The organism is Tepidisphaeraceae bacterium (assembly GCA_035998445.1).
GTDB lineage: Bacteria > Planctomycetota > Phycisphaerae > Tepidisphaerales > Tepidisphaeraceae > DASYHQ01.
In genome coordinates, this window is sequence record DASYHQ010000052.1 from 1 (window position 1) to 17279 (window position 17279).

The following is a 17279-nucleotide window of genomic DNA, read 5'->3' on the forward strand; positions in this document are numbered from 1 at the left end:
AGATCCTTGATCGGTTCACGCGCCGCTAACTTCGCGAAGAGACGTTCACTCATGGCTAAGGAATTCGGCCCCTACTACGCGCCCGGCTACGTCGCCGTGTACAACCCCGCGATGCCGGGACAGGTGCGCCAGGTGTCGGGCGCTGGTTCACCCGCATGGGTGACCGAATCGGCGACGTTCACCGAGTGCCGCATAGCGCTGGTGCAGGTCGGGGCGACGGGCGTCTACTACGCCGACATCCCCGCGGGCCTGACGTTCGACCGCGACTATTCGGTGGGCGTGTACGACGCGGCGGCCACGACGTTCTCACAGGCATTGTCGGCCGAGACGTACGGGCCGGACGTGTCGCCCGCCAACGTGACGCAGATCGCCGGCCAGACCGCCAACGCCGCCGCCCCGGTGACGTTCCCGGCCAGCCTCGGGACCAGCACGCTGACGATCGCCCAATTATCGCGATCTGTTTACGGCAACGGCTCTGTCACGTACGTCGAGCACGACGGCAACGCCCTGACAAGCGGGGAGGCGTTGAGGTTGGCGATCGAAAGCGCAACGAACCGGTCTACCGTCGTGACCGGTCCCGGCACGTTCCGCACGACCGAGACGATCAGCATTCCGGCCGGCGTTCGCGTCGTCGGGCAGGGCAGAACGGAGACGATCATCGAAAGCGACGTGCTCGATGCGGGCACAGGCGCACCGTGTTTCGTGGCGGAGAGCGGCACGGTGCTTGAGGGATTGCAGATCGTGACCGTCACCACGACGGGATTCGACTTTCCGTACACGCGTCGGGCCGACGCCGCCGACGCGCGTCCCGCGATCCTGCGAAACGCGTGGATTCGGGGTCGGACGGATTGCGTTTATGTCAAGGCGATCGATGTGGCTCCCCCGGCGTACAAGGTTCATCAGATTATCGAAGACTGCATCCTCGATTCCGGATGGGACGCGATCTTCAGCGAGAACGAGATCGACCTGACCGTGCGTCGGACCATCTGTCGGATAACGGGTGCTGCCTCGATTGGCGGCAATCACTCGATGGGCATCGGCACGAACAGCGCCTCGATTGATTTCGGCGCTCCGGTCTGGACGTTCGAGGATTGCGTTGTTCTCGCGACCGCGACCGTGGCGGGCAGCACGGCGACGGCGTTCGGCGTGCAGGACGCCGTTCTCGACCTTCACCTTCACGGCACGTCGGTTATGACGCGCAGCGACGGCGGAGCGGGCGCGGTGGACATCAAGACAACCGGCGCGTTGGTTTACGTCTCCGGGTCCGCTGTTGATTCATCGAAGCTGGCCGGATCGCAGTACGTGACGTTCCTGGCCGACGCCTACGCCAAGGCGGTAGAGGCCAAGGCCAGCGCCGACCTTGCCCTTCGTCCCACGACCCCCGGACGTAAGCTGGACGTGGACGCATCGGGCAAATCGCCCGCCACGATCGCCACCGGGGACATGGTGGACATGTCACCGACGCGGGCACAAAGCATCGAGTCCGACGCGTTGTCGGCCGCCACGTCGGCGCTGACGGCCGCGACGCACACGACGACGCTGGTGGGCCGCATTACAGATGCGCTGTTCAGCGGCATGACGTCGCTGCCGAACTGGATGCGGGCGATCGTCCGCAGCTCGGCCCCGGACGCCACGGCCGCGGGCGAGATCAACGCCGGCGGCGGGACGTTCGACGCGACGAGCGACAGCGTCGAGGCGATCGGGACCGCGGTCGGGCAGCTGTCGGTCTCCGGCACCGGCGCCCGGACGGTCACCGTCGTCGTGACCGACGGCGATGAACAAGAAATCGAGGCGGCAAACGTACGCTTTTCCCGGCCGGGCGAGACGCGCTCGGCGACGACGAACGATCAGGGCATCGCGATCTTCGGACTCGACGACGCGACGTGGATGCTGAGCGTCACGGCGGTCGGTTTCACGTACGTGCCGACGTCGCAGCCGATCGGCGCCAACGCGACGATTACGGTCGTGATGACGGCGCAGACGATCACGGTGGCGGCCGACCCCGAGCTGATCATCGGCACGCTGACGACGTACGACCGCCGCGGCGCCGTTCAACCGCGGGTGGCGATTACGTTCCGCCTCATCGCGACCGTGCAGACCGGCGTGCCCGAGCCCGGCCGCAGCTTTCCGACCGCACCATACGCCGAGACGAGCGACGCCAACGGCCTTCTGCAGGCTCCGGTCCTTCGCGGTGCGCGGTACGCCGCCCGCCGCGGCGACGGCAAGGAGATCGAGTTCGCAGTGCCGACTGACGGCGAATCGTTCCCGCTGAACGAAATTTTGGGCGGACTGCGGGATGGTCAAACCATCTAGTTTTCTGTCAGAAAATCGTGGGTCCTTCCCGGGGGGGTGGGGGCCGTGCGGGTTAGGTGATCTCGCGCATCGAGCGATACCCGGTTTGAAATTTTCAGTAGCGCAGTAGCGCACCCATGGCCGCCAAACGACCGCAAACCCCGGTAATCGCGGCAGATAGCATCCGCAGCCTCGCGAAGCTGGTCGGGCGCGGCGAGTCGAGCGTGCGCAAGTGGGTGCGCAACCCACAGTGGACGTTCGGCTCGGGGCCCTGGACCGCCGCGGACGTCGACCGCATCAAGCTGTGGGCGACCGACACGCTGGCCGATGATCCCTCGGACCGTGCCGGCGGCGGTGGGGGCGGCGACCTGGCCACGCAGCTGAAGGACCTGCCCGTCGCCAAACAGGTCGATGTCGGCCTGAAGGTCTCCCGCAAGAAGACGATCGACTTCAAGCTCGATCGCGACAAGGGCCTGTTTCACTCGGTCGAGGAGTGCAAGCGTCGCCGCTTGCGACAGATCCACGAGGTCAAGACGGCGATGCTGAACATGCCCGACGGCCTGCCGGTCGACGCCGAGACGAAAACCATGATCAAGGGCCGGATCCTCGAGATCCTTCGGAAGTGGTCGTCGTCGGAGCCGTCGGCGACGACCGCTCAACCCGACGCCCATGACGCAGCTGCCCCAAGTAGTACCCTATGATGCCGCGCCGCCGTCGGCCGATTCCCTTTGGGACGCCGAAGAGGCGGCGGCATGGGCGCCAGCCGAGGAGCTGAACGTCCCGGAATGGTCTGAGAAGCACCGCGAACTGACCAAACGGCAAAGCTCGCGGCCGGGTCGCTGGATGAACGCCAACCAGCCGGGCCTGGTCGGGCTGATGCTGCTGGCCACACATCGCGAGGTCCGCGAGCTGTGGATAAAAAAGTCGGCCCAATTCGGCGCATCTGAGGGTGTCCGCAACGTGATCGCCAGGTGCGCCCACCTGGACCCGAAGCCGGTGATGCTCGTGCTGCCCGACGAACAGTCAGGCCGCAAGATCGTCCGCAAGCGCGTGATCCCGCTGTTCGAGGACACCGAGGTCCTCCGCGCGCTGCTGACCGGCAACACGAAGGACAAGAAGCTCACGTCGGTCCTGCTGACCAACGGCTTCGAGCTGTCGCTCGCCTGGGCCGGCTCGCCGTCGGCCATGGCGTCCGACCCGTACGCCCTGGTCATCCTTGACGAGGTCGACAAGTACTCGGCGGCCGGCCTGCAGGTCGATCCGGTCTATGAAGCGCGCGTCCGCCTCCGCACGTACAAGGAGCAGGGCAGCTTGCTGATCGCGCTGTCGACGCCGTCGACGCCGCTGGGGCCCATCGCCGTTGGTTACGACGACTGTCAGGTCAAGCTGGCCTACTACTGCCACTGCCCGCACTGCGGCACGCCGCAGCGGGCGGCCTTCGACCGGCTGAAGTGGGAAAAGTTCGCCGACCTGCCCGACGCCAAGAGCCGCGCAGCACGCGTGAAGGCACGTGCCGCTGCGTGGGTCGAGTGCAGCAACCCGCAGTGCGCGACGATGCATCCGGCCGGCGAGGGGAAGATCCTCGAGCGACACCGTCGGGCGATGCTGATCGGTGGGTTCTGGGCAACCGAGGACCTGGGCTGGCGGATCTACACCGACGGCAGCGAGGAAGGTGAGAAGCCCGAGGGCGGCAAGGTCGGGATGCACATCCACGCCCTGATCGACCTCAGCGTGTCGCTAGCGGACATCGCCGCCGAGTACATCGAGTGCGACGGCCGGCCCGAGCAGCTGAAAGGGTTCTTTAACCTTTGGCTCGGGGAGGACTTCAAGGATCCTGTCGCGATCCTCACGACCAGCATCTTCCGCAGTAAGTGCCTGCCCGACCCCGACACGGGTTCGGTCCCGTTCCCACAGCAGATCTTGCCGCCGTGGGTCAGCCGCATCCTCGTCACGGTCGACACCCAGAAGGATCACTTCTGGTTCGTCGTACGGGCCTACGGCTACGCGATGCGTAGTCAGCGGATCCACCACGGCCGCGCGGGCAGCTTCGAGGAATTGGAAGACCTGTTCGAACGTCGCGAGTGGCGGTACCAGCACGACTGCTTCCCACCGCTGCGGGCGTACAAGCTCGGCATCGACTCGGGCGGCGGCGTCGACAGCCTCAACCGTGACGCGTCGCGCACGGAGCAGGTTTATCAGTGGTGCAACCGGAATCCGCTGTACCGACTCGCCCTGAAGGGTGCTAGCAAGGCCCTTGAGCCACCAGGCGTGCGCATGCGAGATCGTACCTATGCCCCGATCGACAACCGCAAGGCGCCGTTCCCGATCCGGCTATATCTGATCGACGGCGCGAACTTCCGCGACCAGCTCAGCCACCAGTTCACCGCTGAGGTGCAGGTACCCGACGCGGAGACCGGCGAGCTGCTCTCGGTGCCTCAGTGGTCGCTGAACGACTCGAACGACGACGAGCACTACAACCGCCACCTGTCGAACATGCTCAAGACGCGCGTGAAGTCGGGCAAGGCGTTCGTCGACCGCTGGATCCCGAAGACCGCCGGGGCCCGGCACGACTTGCACGACTGCGAGACGTATCAGATGGCGATGGCGATTGGCATGGGCCTGTGCGTCGCGCTGCCCACGCCACGGTCGATCATCCGGCAACAGCAGCACCTGCAGGCCGCCATTACGACCCCGCCTCCCCGTAGCGGCATGGGCGGCGGTTTCCGGGCACCGGACGGCCGGGCCTTCCTGGCCCCGCGACGCTAAACGATAGCACGAACACTTTGAGAGGATCTGAATATGGCCAAGGCAACCACTGAACCCAAGCCCGTCACGCTCGACACGAAGTACTTTCGAATTACCGTCGGTGACTGGATGAAGATGTCGCGCGAGGACCGCCTGGCCGACACGCGCATCGGCGACGTGCGCATCAAGGAGCTAGACGAGCTGATCACACGGGCTGGTGGCGACCCGTTCGCCCAGCCCGCAACGGCCGCCGCTGACGCGCCGGCTGATGGCGGTCGTTCCGAGATCATCGCCGCCGAGGTTGCCACGGGCGACGACGCGCCACCGCTGGTCATTCCGCCGGTGACCACCGACCCGGCGAAGCTCGACCTCATCGCAGCATTGGTTGCCTCTCAGCTTGAAGACGCCGATCGCGTTGCCGACTTTGAGAACGCGGTGCTCGAAACGCCCCACGCTACTCTGGATCCAGCCCTCGACGTTCAGCCTGCCCCTCCGCTCGCCAGTCTGGCTACGGAGCCGGTGAAGGCCGTGGCGCCGCGCATGAGCGTGGGACAATTGATCGACGAGCTCGAGGATGAACCTGCGGCGATCGGGTACGTGCGGCGGTCGCCTGCACCAAAGCTCACGAGCGAGCAGGCGAACCTGCAGTCGCGCATCCACGCGGTTCTCGTGCGCAACGGCGTGGAGCTCCGCGATCCGTCGGACGTGTACGGGTGGCTTCTCGACCAGATCGAAGCCGCAGTACTGCAGGCATGACGCCTAGCCGGTCCCCCGTCGCTCCTGCACCTCGTAGCTCACCGCCATGGATGTCGCCGCCGAACTTCTCGCTGCCCAAGAGGCCTATCTCGCCAACGTGCCCCCGTGGCGCACCGTGGCGCGCGCGTCGGCGTTCATCGGCGCCGCGTCGAAACTTCTGGTGCTGATGCCGACCACGTCGGGCTCGCGCGAGGGCAACGTCAGCTTCAATCTTGAGCTGATCCAAAAGCAGTATGACGATGCCACGGAGTGGCTTGAAGCCAACGGCGGCGGCGGTGGCGCGGGCGACAACGCGGTCGGCACCGCCGCCAACGGGGGCCAACCGACGCGCATCGTCCGGGCCAGTTTTGTCCGCTTTCGAGATTAGCCACCCATGCCACGCACAAGCCCCAACGCGATTGCCTCGTTCGGCGCCATGAAGGCCGAATATCAGGGCATGGTGGAAAACCGCTTCCGCCGCCGCCGTCCAGGCGTCAACAGCATTGGCACGCACGCCGACACGCACTACGCCAACGAGGCGGCGTTCATCAAGATGCGCGAGTACGGCCGGGCGGCCGACCGAGACGACACGATCGTTGGCATGCTCTACGACCGGGCGGCCGACAACCAGACGCAGACCGGTTACACGCCCAAGCCCAACACCGGCGATCCAGAGGTCGACGCGATGCTCTACGTCGACAAGTGGCTCCCCTGGGCCACAGACAAGGACATGTGCGACGCATCGGGCACGCAGACGTTCCCCGAGATGGAGTGGAGCGTTGCGCGGGCCGACATGGCCGATGGCGATGTGTTGGCCCTGCCGATCGACGATGGGTCGCTGCAGCTGATCGAGGCCCATCGGCTGCGCACGCCGGCCAACAGCAAGCGCAACATCGTCCACGGCGTGGAACTGGACGATCGCCGCCGCCGCCTGCGGTACTACTTCGCTCCCGAGGACGTCTCGCCCCAGCAGCGGTTCGCCAAGGTGGGCGACGCGCGGATCGTTCCAGCGTACGACGCCGACGGCAACCCGCAGGTGTTCCACGTATACCGGCCCAGCCGGTTCAGTCAGACGCGCGGCGTGCTGTGGCTCAAGGGCGTCCTCGACCTGCTGACGCAGATCGAGGACACGACGTTCGCCACGAGCGTGAAACAGCAGATCGCCGCCTGTGCCGTATGGAGTTGGGACCGCGACCCGGCGGCCACCTACGGTGCTGACAACGTCGTCGGCGAGCGCGAGCAACAGCAGATCGACGCGTTCACTCGCGCGATCAACGAGGGCGTGAGCCCGGGGCAGATGTACCAGCCGCCCCCGGGCACGAAGCTGAACATCCACAGCCCGAACCTGCCCGGCGACAATTTCATCCCGCACCAGCGGATGCTGATGAGCCTTGTCGGCGTTCAGGTGGGCGTGCCCCTGTTCATGATGCTGCTGGACCCCAGCGAAGGGTCATTCAGCAGCCTACGGGTCGCATGGGACCAGGCGATTCTCGGCTTCGTCAAGCAGCAATACCGTCGCATCGGCCAGTTCTACACGCCGCTGTGGCGTTGGAAGATCCGCCAGTGGATCGCCGAGGATCCACGCGTCGCCCGGGCCGCGGCCAAGCTCGGCGACCGGATCTTCTCGCACCAGTGGAACCCGCCGGGCTGGAAGTACCTGCAGCCCATGCAGGAGGCGGCCGCGTTCGCTTTGCAGGTGCAGACCTGGCAGACGTCGCTAACCCGCCGCCACGCCGAGAACGGCGACGACTTCAAGGAGGTCGCACGCGAGATCGTCGCCGATAACGAGTTTGGCATCACCCTGGCGATCGAGGCGGCCGAGCGGCTCAAGACGAAGTTCAAAGACGCGGCCAAAGACGTGCACTGGACGCAGCTCTACCACCGCGACTACTTCAAGGGTGGCCAGCTCATCGACACGCTGGAAACGCCGAACGACGGCAGCAGCACGAAGGCCATCAAGGACGGCAGCGCCTCGGCGCCGTCGCCGGGGCAGAAGAAGTAGGCAATGGCCACGAAGAAGAAGACAACCGCAGCTCCGGCTGCCGGCGACACGGTGACGCTGGCAGACGGCTCGATCGTGCCGGTGGCGGCCGTCGAGCACATCACGCCCGACCTGCGCCCGCTGGCGGTGCCGATCGACTCGCTGACGCCCGACCCGCGCAACGCTCGCACGCACGGCGACAAGAACCGGGCGGCGATCGCCAAGTCGCTGCAGCAGAACGGCCAGTTGAAGCCGATCAGCGTCGACGCCAACGGCGTGATCCTCGCCGGCAACGGCACCTGGGCCGAGGCGAAGGCCTTGGGCTGGCAGTACATCGCCCGGGCCCGCACGGCGCTTACTGGCGCCGCCGCGATGCGGTGGGCCCTGCAGGACAACCGCACCGCCGAGCTGGCGGAGTGGGACCAGGCGGAGCTCGAACGGCAGACCGACGAGCTGGCCGCCGAACTGGACGGCTTCGACCTCGGCGACATCGGTTTCGACGAGGGCCAGCTTGAGGCGCTACTGAACGGTGACGTGAAGAAGGCGCACGGCTTCGCACCGGCACCGCCGCCGAAGGATCCGCCCGCGGGCGAGCAGAAATACCCGTCGGTCTTCAAGATCATCATCACCTGCACCGACGAGCGGCATCAGGCGGAGCTGATCAAGGAGTTCGAGGGGCGCGGGTACCAGTTCACGGCCCCGAACGTCACTTAGCCGGCTCGTCTAGGCCGAGCTCGCCGATGAGTCGGTCGGCCGCCTCAACGGCATACCTAGCCGCTTTGGTAGGACTTAGGTCGCCAGGTCCGGCCAGCAGTCCCTGCAGAGCCATGCCCGCCGCCCATTGACGGTAGGTCATGCCGGGGACGTCAAATTGTGCCTCTGCCAATTTGCCGTTGCGGGGAAACGCCGCTTCATCGCCTAGAGCCATCTGGACCTCCCTGTGAATGTGCAAGGGATTGGAAACGTAGGTAACCCGGAAAGCAAGTAGACGTGATGACCAGTGCTGCCTCTCAACTCCGTCGCGAAGTGACTGTGGAGCGCACGCCGCGTTTCTACCAGGTCTGCGGCAAGTTCGACCTCCCGACCGACGCCACCAGCGTCCGCGAGTGGAACGTCGACCTGACGCTGCCGGATGAATGGAGCGTCGGCGTCATCGTCGGGCCATCGATGGCGGGCAAGACGACGATCGCCCGCGAGTTGTTCGGCGCCGATAGCGTCGTCGATGCTGGCTACTGGCCCTGGCCGGCCGGCAAGTGCATTGCCGACGGCTTCCCCGACGGCATGGGCATCGACGAGATCACCGGCCTGCTGTCGGCGGTCGGCTTTTCGAGCCCGCCAGACTGGAAGAAGCCGCACGGCGCGCTCAGTAACGGCGGCAAGTTCCGCGTCGATCTCGCCCGCACGCTCGCCGAGCGGCCCGAGCTGGCCGTCGTAGACGAGTTCGGCTCGCTCGTGCACCAGCAGGCCCGCCAAGTGGCCGCCGCCGCGGCGGCGAAGGCGGTCCGCCGGCGGGGCGGCAAGCTCGTGGCGCTCTGCGTCCACCCGGACGCGGTGGAATACTTCGAACCGGATTGGATCATCGACATGATCCCAGGCGAAATCGTGCGGTGTCAGGCCGTAAGGGGGTCGGTTCGGCGACCGCCAATCCAGTTGGAAATCGCACGCGTCAATCGAAAGGCATGGGACCTTTTCCGACACCATCACTATCTAGACCACGCGATCCACGCGAGCAGCAAGTGCTTCGTGGCGTTCGTCGACGGGCAGCCGGCCGCGTTCACGGCGGTCCTGCCGTTCCCGCACGCGGTGAAGCCCGGTTGGCGCGAACATCGCACCGTGTGCCATCCCGACTACCAGGGCATCGGGCTGGGCAACCGCATGAGCGAGTACGTCGCCTCGCTGTTCCGTGCCACCGGCAAGCCGTACATGAGCACGACCAGCCACCCGGCGATGATCAAGTATCGCGCCCGCTCGCCCGTGTGGGCGGTGACGAGAAAGCCGGGCATCGTCAGCGGGTCGGCCGGCCCAAAGTCGAACCAGCAGACCGGCCTTGGGCGCACGCTGTCGACGGGGCGGATCACGGCAGGGTTTCAGTACGTCGGGCCGGCACGGCCGGAGGAGGCTCGCAAGTTCGGGGTGGTGAAATGCGACTGATATCGTTCGATGTCGACAGCACCGCGGCGATCGCAGCCTTCGAGCAATGCATCCTGGAGGAGCTGCTCGTCAGGAATCAGATGAGGCGCCTTGAGCAGTTCAAGCAGATGCCACTGGAACTGGCGGCCCCACCCCGCGTCGTCTACGAGCCGCCGAGGGTGGAACCGATCCGCGGCAAGTTTCGCCGATCGGTGACCATGGCCGATCAGTTGGCTGCAATCTGGCGGGCGTTGAAGTAATCTGGCGGGATGGCCAAGCCGTTTCCCTGCCCCAAATGTAATCGCCCGCTCCGGGCGTCCGGCGAGATCACCGACGAATCGGGCAACACGTACCCGACGTACCAGTGCGACGAGTGCATCAAGGTCACCAACGTGTTCGGCAAGCAGATGGAACTGCACCTGACCTTCATGGTGAAGGACGGGAAGGCCTACGACCCGGCCGAGCCCGACGGCGAGCTGAGGATCTGAGCCGCGGCCGCGGCGGCCGCTGACCGGCGCCGCTTCGGCATCGCCGGCGAGTCGTCGGTGAGGATGTCCAGCACCGAGCAGTCGAGGATCTCGCACAGTCGCTCGATTGTGCCGAGCTTCGGGTCGCCCTTCGTGCCGTTCGCCAGGTGGTACCACTGCTGTTTCGGCTTGCCCGTGAAGCCGTACGCCTCGCCCGCCGCTTCCATCGTGGCGAAGCGTTTCTTCCGTAACGTCTCGATCTTCTCGCGGTCCAGCGGCATCGCTCGTCTCCGGTTGAGGGGCGGCGGCGGCGTTCAGCCGCCGCGGTAGCTGGCGAAATCATACTGCCGCGCTGCGTAGGTTTCGCCCGCGATGGCGACGCGCCGGCGCGTGATGCCCGCCGCGTCGATCTCGATCGCCTGATTGTCCTTCAGCGATCGCACCGCACCCGGCAGGCCCTGCGGCAGCGACGCGAGGTAGATTCCGCGTGGGTTCGACCCGACGTGCAACGGGTTGCCGCGTCGCGCGGCGATCAGCTTGGCCGGCCGCGTCCAGATCGACAGCGTGGCGAGGCAACCGCTCGTGTGCTCGATCGCCTCGGCGGTTCGCCGGGCAAAGCCCGATGCCTCGCTCCGCTCGATCAACTGGCCGATGGCCTCGCTGTCGCACACGCTGGTCGGAAACAGGTTCTGTTCGTCGAGCAGATCCTCATAGTTGGCGACGATGCCGTTGTGCACGAGCCAGCCGCCATCCACCGGGTGCGGGTGGTTGTTCGTGTTGTCGGTCGCGTCGCCATGGGTGGCAAACCGCAGGTGGCCGACGAGCATGCAGGCGTCCCGCAGGATCGGCAGCATCTTCAGGTGGTTCGTCAGCCGGCCCGGCGACTTGTAGCAGTGCAGCCGACCGCGCGAGTCGATCCAGGCGAAGCCGAAGGCGTGGGGGCCGCGGCTGATGTTCACGTTGATGATGCGGCGGAGAATGGTCAGGTCGACCGGCTCACCCTCGCGGGCGACGTATCCGAAAATCGAGCACATGTGCAGTTCCTTTCCGAGCGTGAGAGCGAACGGGGCCGCGACACGTGCCGCGGCCCCCGGCGGCCCGACCCGTTACCGGGTCGAACCGTCATACTTGCGGGCCAACTTCATCAGCGTCCGCTTGGCGCGCGTAACGACGGTGACCGGTGCTCCAGCGACGTTCCCGTAGGTGTAATCGGTGCGGCCCTTTGTCCAACCCAACTGATAGAAGAGGCGATTCAGGGCCGTCTGCCCCTCACCCTTGCGGGCGATCGGGCTGGTCGGTGAAACGGGTTTGGCGGTCCAGTTCGTGACGCGGGCGGCCTTCAACGACCGTTCCACCAAACCGACGGCCATCATCACGTGGGCGATGATCTTCGATTCGTTCAGCGTCCCGGCGAACGCCCGAAACTCAACCGTGGGCTTGACGGTGGCGAGGTTGCAGACGTGGTAACGGTCCGCACGGGCGTAGCGCGTCGCGTCGACCGCGTTGCCGTACCGCTGAATCGGGCGGCAGTAGTCGCCACGCTCGCGGCTGTGCGTCCCGGTGCTGGCGTAGATGGCCTTTTCGACGTTCGCCACGAGCGTCGTCAGCTTGGCGGTCGCGATGGCATCCGACTTGTTGAACCCGACGTGAACGTGCAGGCCGCAGGTCTGGTTGACGGTCCCACCGATCGACTTAATGAACGCGACGGCCGCGATGATCGATTCGACGCCCTCGGCACCCTTCAGCACCGGCGACACGAACTCGCACCCGACCCGACCGCGACCGGAACGGATCGAACCGTCGCGAGCGGCGGTCCAACCCGGCAACTGCGGGATGGGCTGGCCGTGCCCGTAGCTACCGATCGTGAGCGTGTTCGCGGGGATCGTGGTCTCGATTTCGATGCCGAAGGTGATTTCCGAAGCGTTCATCTGTCTGTCCCTTTCGTGTTCGTTGACTGTTATGCGATAAGTATACCTCGTAAGGCTACTACGTCAAGCCGAAATGAGCGAAATTTGGCCGAAAATCGGTGAATTCGCCTAAGTGCTGGTTTGGCGTGAGTTTCGCCGGATGGAGCCGAGAACGATGAGCGATTCCCAACTATTAGAGCGCCGTACCTCGTGGCTCGGCGTCGGCGGCATGCACCTGAACGAGTATCAGGGCGCGTGGGCGATCTACCGTCCCTACGGGGAGGCGATGATCCAGCAGGCCCGGCGCATGAACGTCCGCCTGCACGTCAAACAGCAGGAACAAGCCGTAGCGCAGCAGGCGGCCCAACCCCTCGCCGAGGGCGAGGGGCAGCCGGCGGGCGGCTTCAACGGGATGTTGACCGGCGATGGCATCGCGGTCATCGAGATCAGCGGCACGATGATGAAGTTCGTGTCGAGCATGAGCAGTGGCGTCAGTACCGTCCGCGTGCGCCAGCAGGTGCGGCGTGCCAAGGCTGACCCCAACGTCGTCCGCGCGATTATCATCATCGAGTCGGGCGGCGGCACGGTGGCGGGCACGCAGGAACTGGCCGACGACATCGCGGCGCTCGCCGCGGTCAAACCCACCGCGGTCTTCGTCGATGGCCTCATGTGCTCGGCCGCCCTTTGGGTCGGCTCCCAGGCGAGCGTGATCAGCGCCAGCAAGACGTCGATCGTCGGGTCGATCGGCGCGATGAGCGCCGTCGTCGATTACTCGAAGTGGGCGATGAAGCAGGGCATCAAGGTGCACGTGCTCACGAGCGACGGCGCCGAGACCTACAAGGGCGCGGGCACGCCCGGCTCGAAGGTGACCGACGCGCAGATCGCCGAATGGCGGCACATCCTCAACAGTCTGGCCGACGAGTTCTTCGCTGGCGTCGCGGCGGGGCGCAAGCTCCCGCTCGCGAAGGTCCGCGAACTGGCGACCGGACAAGTGTGGATCGCCGAGGAGGCGAAGGCACACAAGCTCGTCGACCACGTCGAGACGCTCGACGCCGCGATGCAGCGCCTCCGGGCGATGCCGGTGCGGGCAGCCCAGTCACAGGCTCGGCGAGCTGACGATGGCGGCCTGCAGATCGCCGCCGATCAACAGAACAACGAACTACAGGCCAGCGGAACGTCCGCCGGCCAACCGAGGGCCGAGGAGGCGGGCACGCAGTCGCCCGCCGTCGCCGAGGCCGTGTCCCCAGATGAGGAGACTCTCATGAGTCAGCAGCAGCAGGGGGCCACGTCCCCCAACACCAGCGCCGCGGCGGTGATCGCCGCCGCCACCACCGCAGCGGCGGCCGCAACCGGCACCGTCGAGCAGCCGAAGGCCGCGAACATGGCTGAACTGAAGGCCGCCTGCCCGGGCGCCGCCAGCGACTTCCTGGTTGAGCAGTCCGAGAAGGGCGCGACCGCCGCTCAGGCGCAAGTCGCGTTCATCGGCTGGCAGGGCGCGCAGATTCGCTCTCGCGACGAGGAACTGGCGACGCTCAGGGGCGAGAAGGCCGCCGCCGCCGCTACGACCACCGAGACGACGGCTACGACTACCACCGCACCGGCGGCGACGGTGACCACGCCCGCGGCGAAAAAGCCTGGGGTGGCGGCGCTGGCTAGTGCCCCGGCCGAACAGACCGGCGCCGGCGCGTACAGCGGCGACCCGAAGGCCGAGCTCGACACCCGCGTCGCCAAGCTCACCGAGAACGGCCGCATGGGACGTGCTCAGGCGGTGGGCAAGGTGTTCGCAGCGGATCCCGCGCTCCACGAGGCGATCAAGGCACTCCGGTAGCCGTCGACGGCACACGTTCCGGCCGCGACAGTTTCTCCACCCTCCATCCACCATTCGTCCACCGCGTCATTGACCAATCCAACCGACCGCACGGGCGATGCCCGTCGGCACTTTTCGAGGTACACGTATCATGGCTCACAAGAACCCCCTCGGGCCCCTCACCGTCGCGGTCGCCGCGGCGATCATGGCCTTCCGCCGCGTGAAGTTCGACGGCTCGATGAATGCCGTCGTGGCCGGCGCCACCGATAAGGCGATCGGCACCACCGAGCATCAGACCTTCGCCGCCGGCGAGATGGTCGCCGTCAACCTCCGCGGCCTGCCCGGCAAGCGAGAGATGGTCGCCGCCGGCGTCGTCGCCGTCGGCGCCAAGGTCTACAGCGCCGCCGACGGCAAGGTCAGCGCCACGCAGGCCACCGGCGCATACGAGGAAGGCACGGCGATGAGCGCAGCCGCGGCCGACCTCGACATCATCACTGTGCTCACCGAGCCCGGCGACAATCCCAAGCCGGCATAATCAGCTCGCCCACGCCTCCCGCATCGACCGCCGACGCGTCGTCGGCACTGGCCGGCTCCCGGCCGCCTCACACGTAACTCAGACAAACGAACGGAAACCCGCGTCGACCGAGCGTCGTACGCCTGGACGCCCGCGCGCGACGCGGGCGAGAAAGCACCACAATGTCCTCACCTTCCTCTTCCACCGCGACGCCCCGTGCCGACCTGGCCGTGACGCTCGAGGAGTATGACCTCGAAGCCAGTCGCCAGGGCTTCGTCGGCCACAAGCTGTTCCCCGTGTTCGACGCGGCCAAGGTCGCCGGCACCTGGCGCGTGCTCGGCGCCGACGAGATGCTGCAGGATCACCCGACCGAGCGGGCCCCGGACGGGTCGTACAACCGAGCCGGGTTCTCGAGCGGCGAGAAGTCATACACCACCAAGGAGCGCGGCTTTGAGGTGCCGATCGACGACAACCTCCGCGAACAGTACCGGGAGTACTTCGAAGCTGAGGTGGCCGGCACCGAGATTGCCCGCGACGTCGTGCTACGTGGCAACGAGCAGAAGGCCGTGGCCTACGCTCTGAACGCGGCCAACAACGGCGGCACACACGCGATGGCGGTGAAGCTCGACCAGACCAACGCTGACCCGGTCGGCGAGTTCCGCGAGGCGATGATTGCCGTGCGCAACAAGGGCTACATGCCGAACATGGCCGTCCTGGAGTGGGAGGCGCTGATGTTCCTCTCCGAGACGCCCCAGATCATCGACAAGCTGGGCGCGGCTAACAGCAAGGACGCCAAGATCGCGACGCTGGAGGTGATCGCCCGCATCCTGAAGATCGATGAGATCGTCGTGGCTAATGCCCAGCGCAACGCCGCGATCCGCAGCCAGGATGCGACCAAAGCGAAGCTGGACCTGCGGCCGCTCTGGGATAAGACCAAGATCTGGGTCGGTCACGTCGACAAGCGCAACCGCCTGCAGTTGCCGACGTACGGGCGCACGTTCCACTGGACGGCCGACGGCAGCCAGATCGGTGGCCTCGTCGAGACGTACCGTGACGAGCGCGTGCGCGGCGACGTGGTCCGCGTCCGCAACCAGGTGGACGTGAACCAAGTCGTAGAGGAGTGCGGTTACCTGATCACCGACGTCCTGTAACGTTGGCGGGCAGCCATACGACAACACAATCCCGCGGGCCACGGCGGCGAACACCCGCCGCGGCCCCTTTCCGAGCTCACACGATGCCCAGCCTTCACGAGACCCTCATGCGATCGCACGCGACGCCCGTGCTGGCGCAGTACCACCAGCGGCCGGTCGTGCTGAAGCCGGGCGGTACCGGCTCGGTCGCCACGATGGCGATCGTCGGCGCGTTCCGCTCGACGCAGATCACCGACGATGCGGGCGTTCGTATGGTCGAGCAGGGCTCGATCGAGGTTGTCGCGACGGACGGCCTGTCGATCGGCATGCAGGACGTAATCGAGGTCGACGCGTTCCTGTACGACGTGATCGAGTCGAGCCAGCCGAAGAACGGCTTCATCTACGTCACGCTCCAGCGCCTGCTGACGCACGAGATGAGCCGTTACGCGCGCGGCGGAAGGTAACCCCATGGCAATTGAGGAACCCGACGGACCGGTCAGCGAACCGATCGAGCAGTTTCGCGCGATGCTGGCAGAGTCGCCGGCGTGGCGGCAGTGGATCGGCGGCACGCCCGAGGACGCCGACGCGCACCTGTACGAGACGGCGGCGCTGCCGTTCAGCAACGCGCCGTACACGCGGGCGCAGATCGAGGCCCTGCGGCCGTTCGGCATCGTCAACATCCTGCCGAGCCTCGGCGTGGAAATGAGGATGGCCGCCAGCGACACGATCACCGAGACGACGCGCGTCGAAATCGAGATTCAGGCCAACATCAGCCCGCAGCTGCCGTACCGCGAGGTCAGCCGGGCGTTCAACAACCGCATGGGGCGCATCATGCGGGACCTGTACGACCTGTCGCTCGACGGCAGCGAGAACCGCCCGTTCATCAACCGCATCTACACCACGGGCCCGATCTGCCGCTGCGACCCCGACGTGCGCACGAGCGAGGGCGACTATCTGTTCCTGCGCATCGTTGGCGAGGTCGGCGTGCGAGCCGGCCGGTAAGGATCTGAGGAATCATGAGCGTCCGCGGCATCATCCGGTACGACCGTTACCCCAAGCTCGACCGCGACCTGGTGAATCGGGCGGTCAGCGAGGGCAATGAGGCGGCGGTCGAGCGCTGGCACGACGAGTTCCAGCCGTTGCACTTCGAGGAGTCGGCGACGCGCCGCTACGGCTACCAGAAGCGATCCGGATCCGGCGAACCGCCGCGCGTCGTGCGTCGCAAGGGGAAGCTGGCCAACGTGACGGTGGCGAACCCCAAGTACCTATGGCGCAAGCAGCGGGAGAAGGGCCACACCAAGCCGCTCGTCTACAGCGGTCGCTCCGAGATCGCCGCGAAACAGATGGTCATCACCGCCACCGCGCGGCGCGGCGTCGGCACGTTCACCGCGCTCCCGAAGTACTTCTTCCAGCGCCGCAAGGACCTTCGGCAGCCGGACAAGGGCGCCGAGCTGATCACCGTCATCGAATACGAGGTCAACGACATGGCACGGTACGCCGAGGCGGCCGCCACCGCCGTCCTCAACAGCGCCGGCGCCTCCAGCACGGTCCGGACCTGACCCCCGCCCACA

Annotated in this window: 20 protein-coding genes; 16 read left to right on the forward strand and 4 right to left on the reverse strand. The window is 66.5% G+C overall.

What is annotated here, in order from left to right:
• The first annotated feature begins 51 nt into the window (after positions 1-51).
• The 7 genes from VGN72_19640 (at position 52) to VGN72_19670 (ending at position 8467) form a co-directional block, all read left to right on the forward strand.
• Complete coding sequence (locus VGN72_19640; GenBank protein HEV7301587.1) at positions 52-2313, forward strand: hypothetical protein; 2262 nt, start codon at positions 52-54, stop codon at positions 2311-2313.
• A gap of 116 nt (positions 2314-2429) precedes the next feature.
• On the forward strand, positions 2430-2993 hold the full coding sequence (locus VGN72_19645; protein HEV7301588.1) for a hypothetical protein: 564 nt from the start codon (positions 2430-2432) through the stop codon (positions 2991-2993).
• Positions 2962-5058: a terminase gpA endonuclease subunit gene (locus VGN72_19650; GenBank protein ID HEV7301589.1), complete on the forward strand. Its 2097-nt coding sequence runs from the start codon at positions 2962-2964 to the stop codon at positions 5056-5058. The genes VGN72_19645 and VGN72_19650 overlap by 32 nt, the downstream gene beginning before the upstream one ends.
• A gap of 33 nt (positions 5059-5091) precedes the next feature.
• Positions 5092-5793, forward strand: a complete 702-nt coding sequence (locus VGN72_19655) for a hypothetical protein (GenBank protein HEV7301590.1) — start codon at positions 5092-5094, stop codon at positions 5791-5793.
• A gap of 46 nt (positions 5794-5839) precedes the next feature.
• Positions 5840-6160, forward strand: a complete 321-nt coding sequence (locus VGN72_19660; GenBank protein HEV7301591.1) for a hypothetical protein — start codon at positions 5840-5842, stop codon at positions 6158-6160.
• Positions 6161-6166: 6 nt separating this feature from the next.
• The gene (locus tag VGN72_19665) at positions 6167-7774 is read left to right on the forward strand and encodes a phage portal protein (protein HEV7301592.1); all 1608 of its coding nucleotides are present in this window, start codon (positions 6167-6169) and stop codon (positions 7772-7774) included.
• Positions 7775-7777: 3 nt separating this feature from the next.
• Positions 7778-8467 (forward strand): ParB N-terminal domain-containing protein, encoded by a 690-nt coding sequence (locus VGN72_19670; GenBank protein HEV7301593.1) that lies wholly within the window; start codon positions 7778-7780, stop codon positions 8465-8467.
• Here the strand turns inward: VGN72_19670 and VGN72_19675 are convergent.
• Positions 8460-8681 carry a hypothetical protein gene (locus VGN72_19675; protein HEV7301594.1) on the reverse strand — a complete coding sequence of 74 codons (222 nt, stop codon included), beginning with the start codon at positions 8679-8681 and terminating at the stop codon, positions 8460-8462. The two genes, VGN72_19670 and VGN72_19675, sit on opposite strands and share 8 nt — an antisense overlap.
• Positions 8682-8746: 65 nt before the next feature.
• Between VGN72_19675 and VGN72_19680 the strand changes: the two genes are divergently transcribed.
• From VGN72_19680 to VGN72_19690, 3 genes are read left to right on the forward strand one after another with little or no spacing between them, the layout of a single operon-like run.
• Complete coding sequence (locus tag VGN72_19680) at positions 8747-9904, forward strand: GNAT family N-acetyltransferase (protein HEV7301595.1); 1158 nt, start codon at positions 8747-8749, stop codon at positions 9902-9904.
• A complete protein-coding gene (locus tag VGN72_19685; protein ID HEV7301596.1) occupies positions 9895-10143 on the forward strand; it encodes a hypothetical protein in 249 nt (82 codons plus the stop codon). The genes VGN72_19680 and VGN72_19685 overlap by 10 nt, the downstream gene beginning before the upstream one ends.
• A gap of 9 nt (positions 10144-10152) precedes the next feature.
• Positions 10153-10371 (forward strand): hypothetical protein, encoded by a 219-nt coding sequence (locus VGN72_19690; protein HEV7301597.1) that lies wholly within the window; start codon positions 10153-10155, stop codon positions 10369-10371.
• On the opposite strand, the gene VGN72_19695 is transcribed toward VGN72_19690, so the two are convergent.
• From VGN72_19695 to VGN72_19705, 3 genes are all read right to left on the reverse strand, one after another.
• Positions 10332-10631: a helix-turn-helix transcriptional regulator gene (locus VGN72_19695; GenBank protein ID HEV7301598.1), complete on the reverse strand. Its 300-nt coding sequence runs from the start codon at positions 10629-10631 to the stop codon at positions 10332-10334. The two genes, VGN72_19690 and VGN72_19695, sit on opposite strands and share 40 nt — an antisense overlap.
• 33 nt (positions 10632-10664) lie before the next feature.
• Positions 10665-11384, reverse strand: coding sequence for a hypothetical protein (locus tag VGN72_19700; GenBank protein HEV7301599.1), 720 nt, complete (start codon positions 11382-11384; stop codon positions 10665-10667).
• 72 nt (positions 11385-11456) lie between these two features.
• Positions 11457-12278 carry an amidoligase family protein gene (locus VGN72_19705; protein ID HEV7301600.1) on the reverse strand — a complete coding sequence of 274 codons (822 nt, stop codon included), beginning with the start codon at positions 12276-12278 and terminating at the stop codon, positions 11457-11459.
• 154 nt (positions 12279-12432) lie between these two features.
• Between VGN72_19705 and VGN72_19710 the strand changes: the two genes are divergently transcribed.
• The 6 genes from VGN72_19710 to VGN72_19735 all read left to right on the forward strand — a co-directional run bounded on the left by VGN72_19710 (position 12433) and on the right by VGN72_19735 (position 17267).
• Positions 12433-14085 carry a S49 family peptidase gene (locus VGN72_19710; GenBank protein ID HEV7301601.1) on the forward strand — a complete coding sequence of 551 codons (1653 nt, stop codon included), beginning with the start codon at positions 12433-12435 and terminating at the stop codon, positions 14083-14085.
• 130 nt (positions 14086-14215) lie between these two features.
• Positions 14216-14599, forward strand: a complete 384-nt coding sequence (locus tag VGN72_19715; protein HEV7301602.1) for a capsid cement protein — start codon at positions 14216-14218, stop codon at positions 14597-14599.
• A gap of 161 nt (positions 14600-14760) precedes the next feature.
• On the forward strand, positions 14761-15729 hold the full coding sequence (locus VGN72_19720; protein ID HEV7301603.1) for a hypothetical protein: 969 nt from the start codon (positions 14761-14763) through the stop codon (positions 15727-15729).
• Positions 15730-15812: 83 nt separating this feature from the next.
• Complete coding sequence (locus tag VGN72_19725) at positions 15813-16172, forward strand: hypothetical protein (GenBank protein HEV7301604.1); 360 nt, start codon at positions 15813-15815, stop codon at positions 16170-16172.
• A gap of 4 nt (positions 16173-16176) precedes the next feature.
• The gene (locus tag VGN72_19730) at positions 16177-16710 is read left to right on the forward strand and encodes a hypothetical protein (GenBank protein ID HEV7301605.1); all 534 of its coding nucleotides are present in this window, start codon (positions 16177-16179) and stop codon (positions 16708-16710) included.
• Between the two features lie 14 nt (positions 16711-16724).
• Positions 16725-17267: a hypothetical protein gene (locus VGN72_19735; GenBank protein HEV7301606.1), complete on the forward strand. Its 543-nt coding sequence runs from the start codon at positions 16725-16727 to the stop codon at positions 17265-17267.
• The last annotated feature ends 12 nt before the right edge of the window (positions 17268-17279 follow it).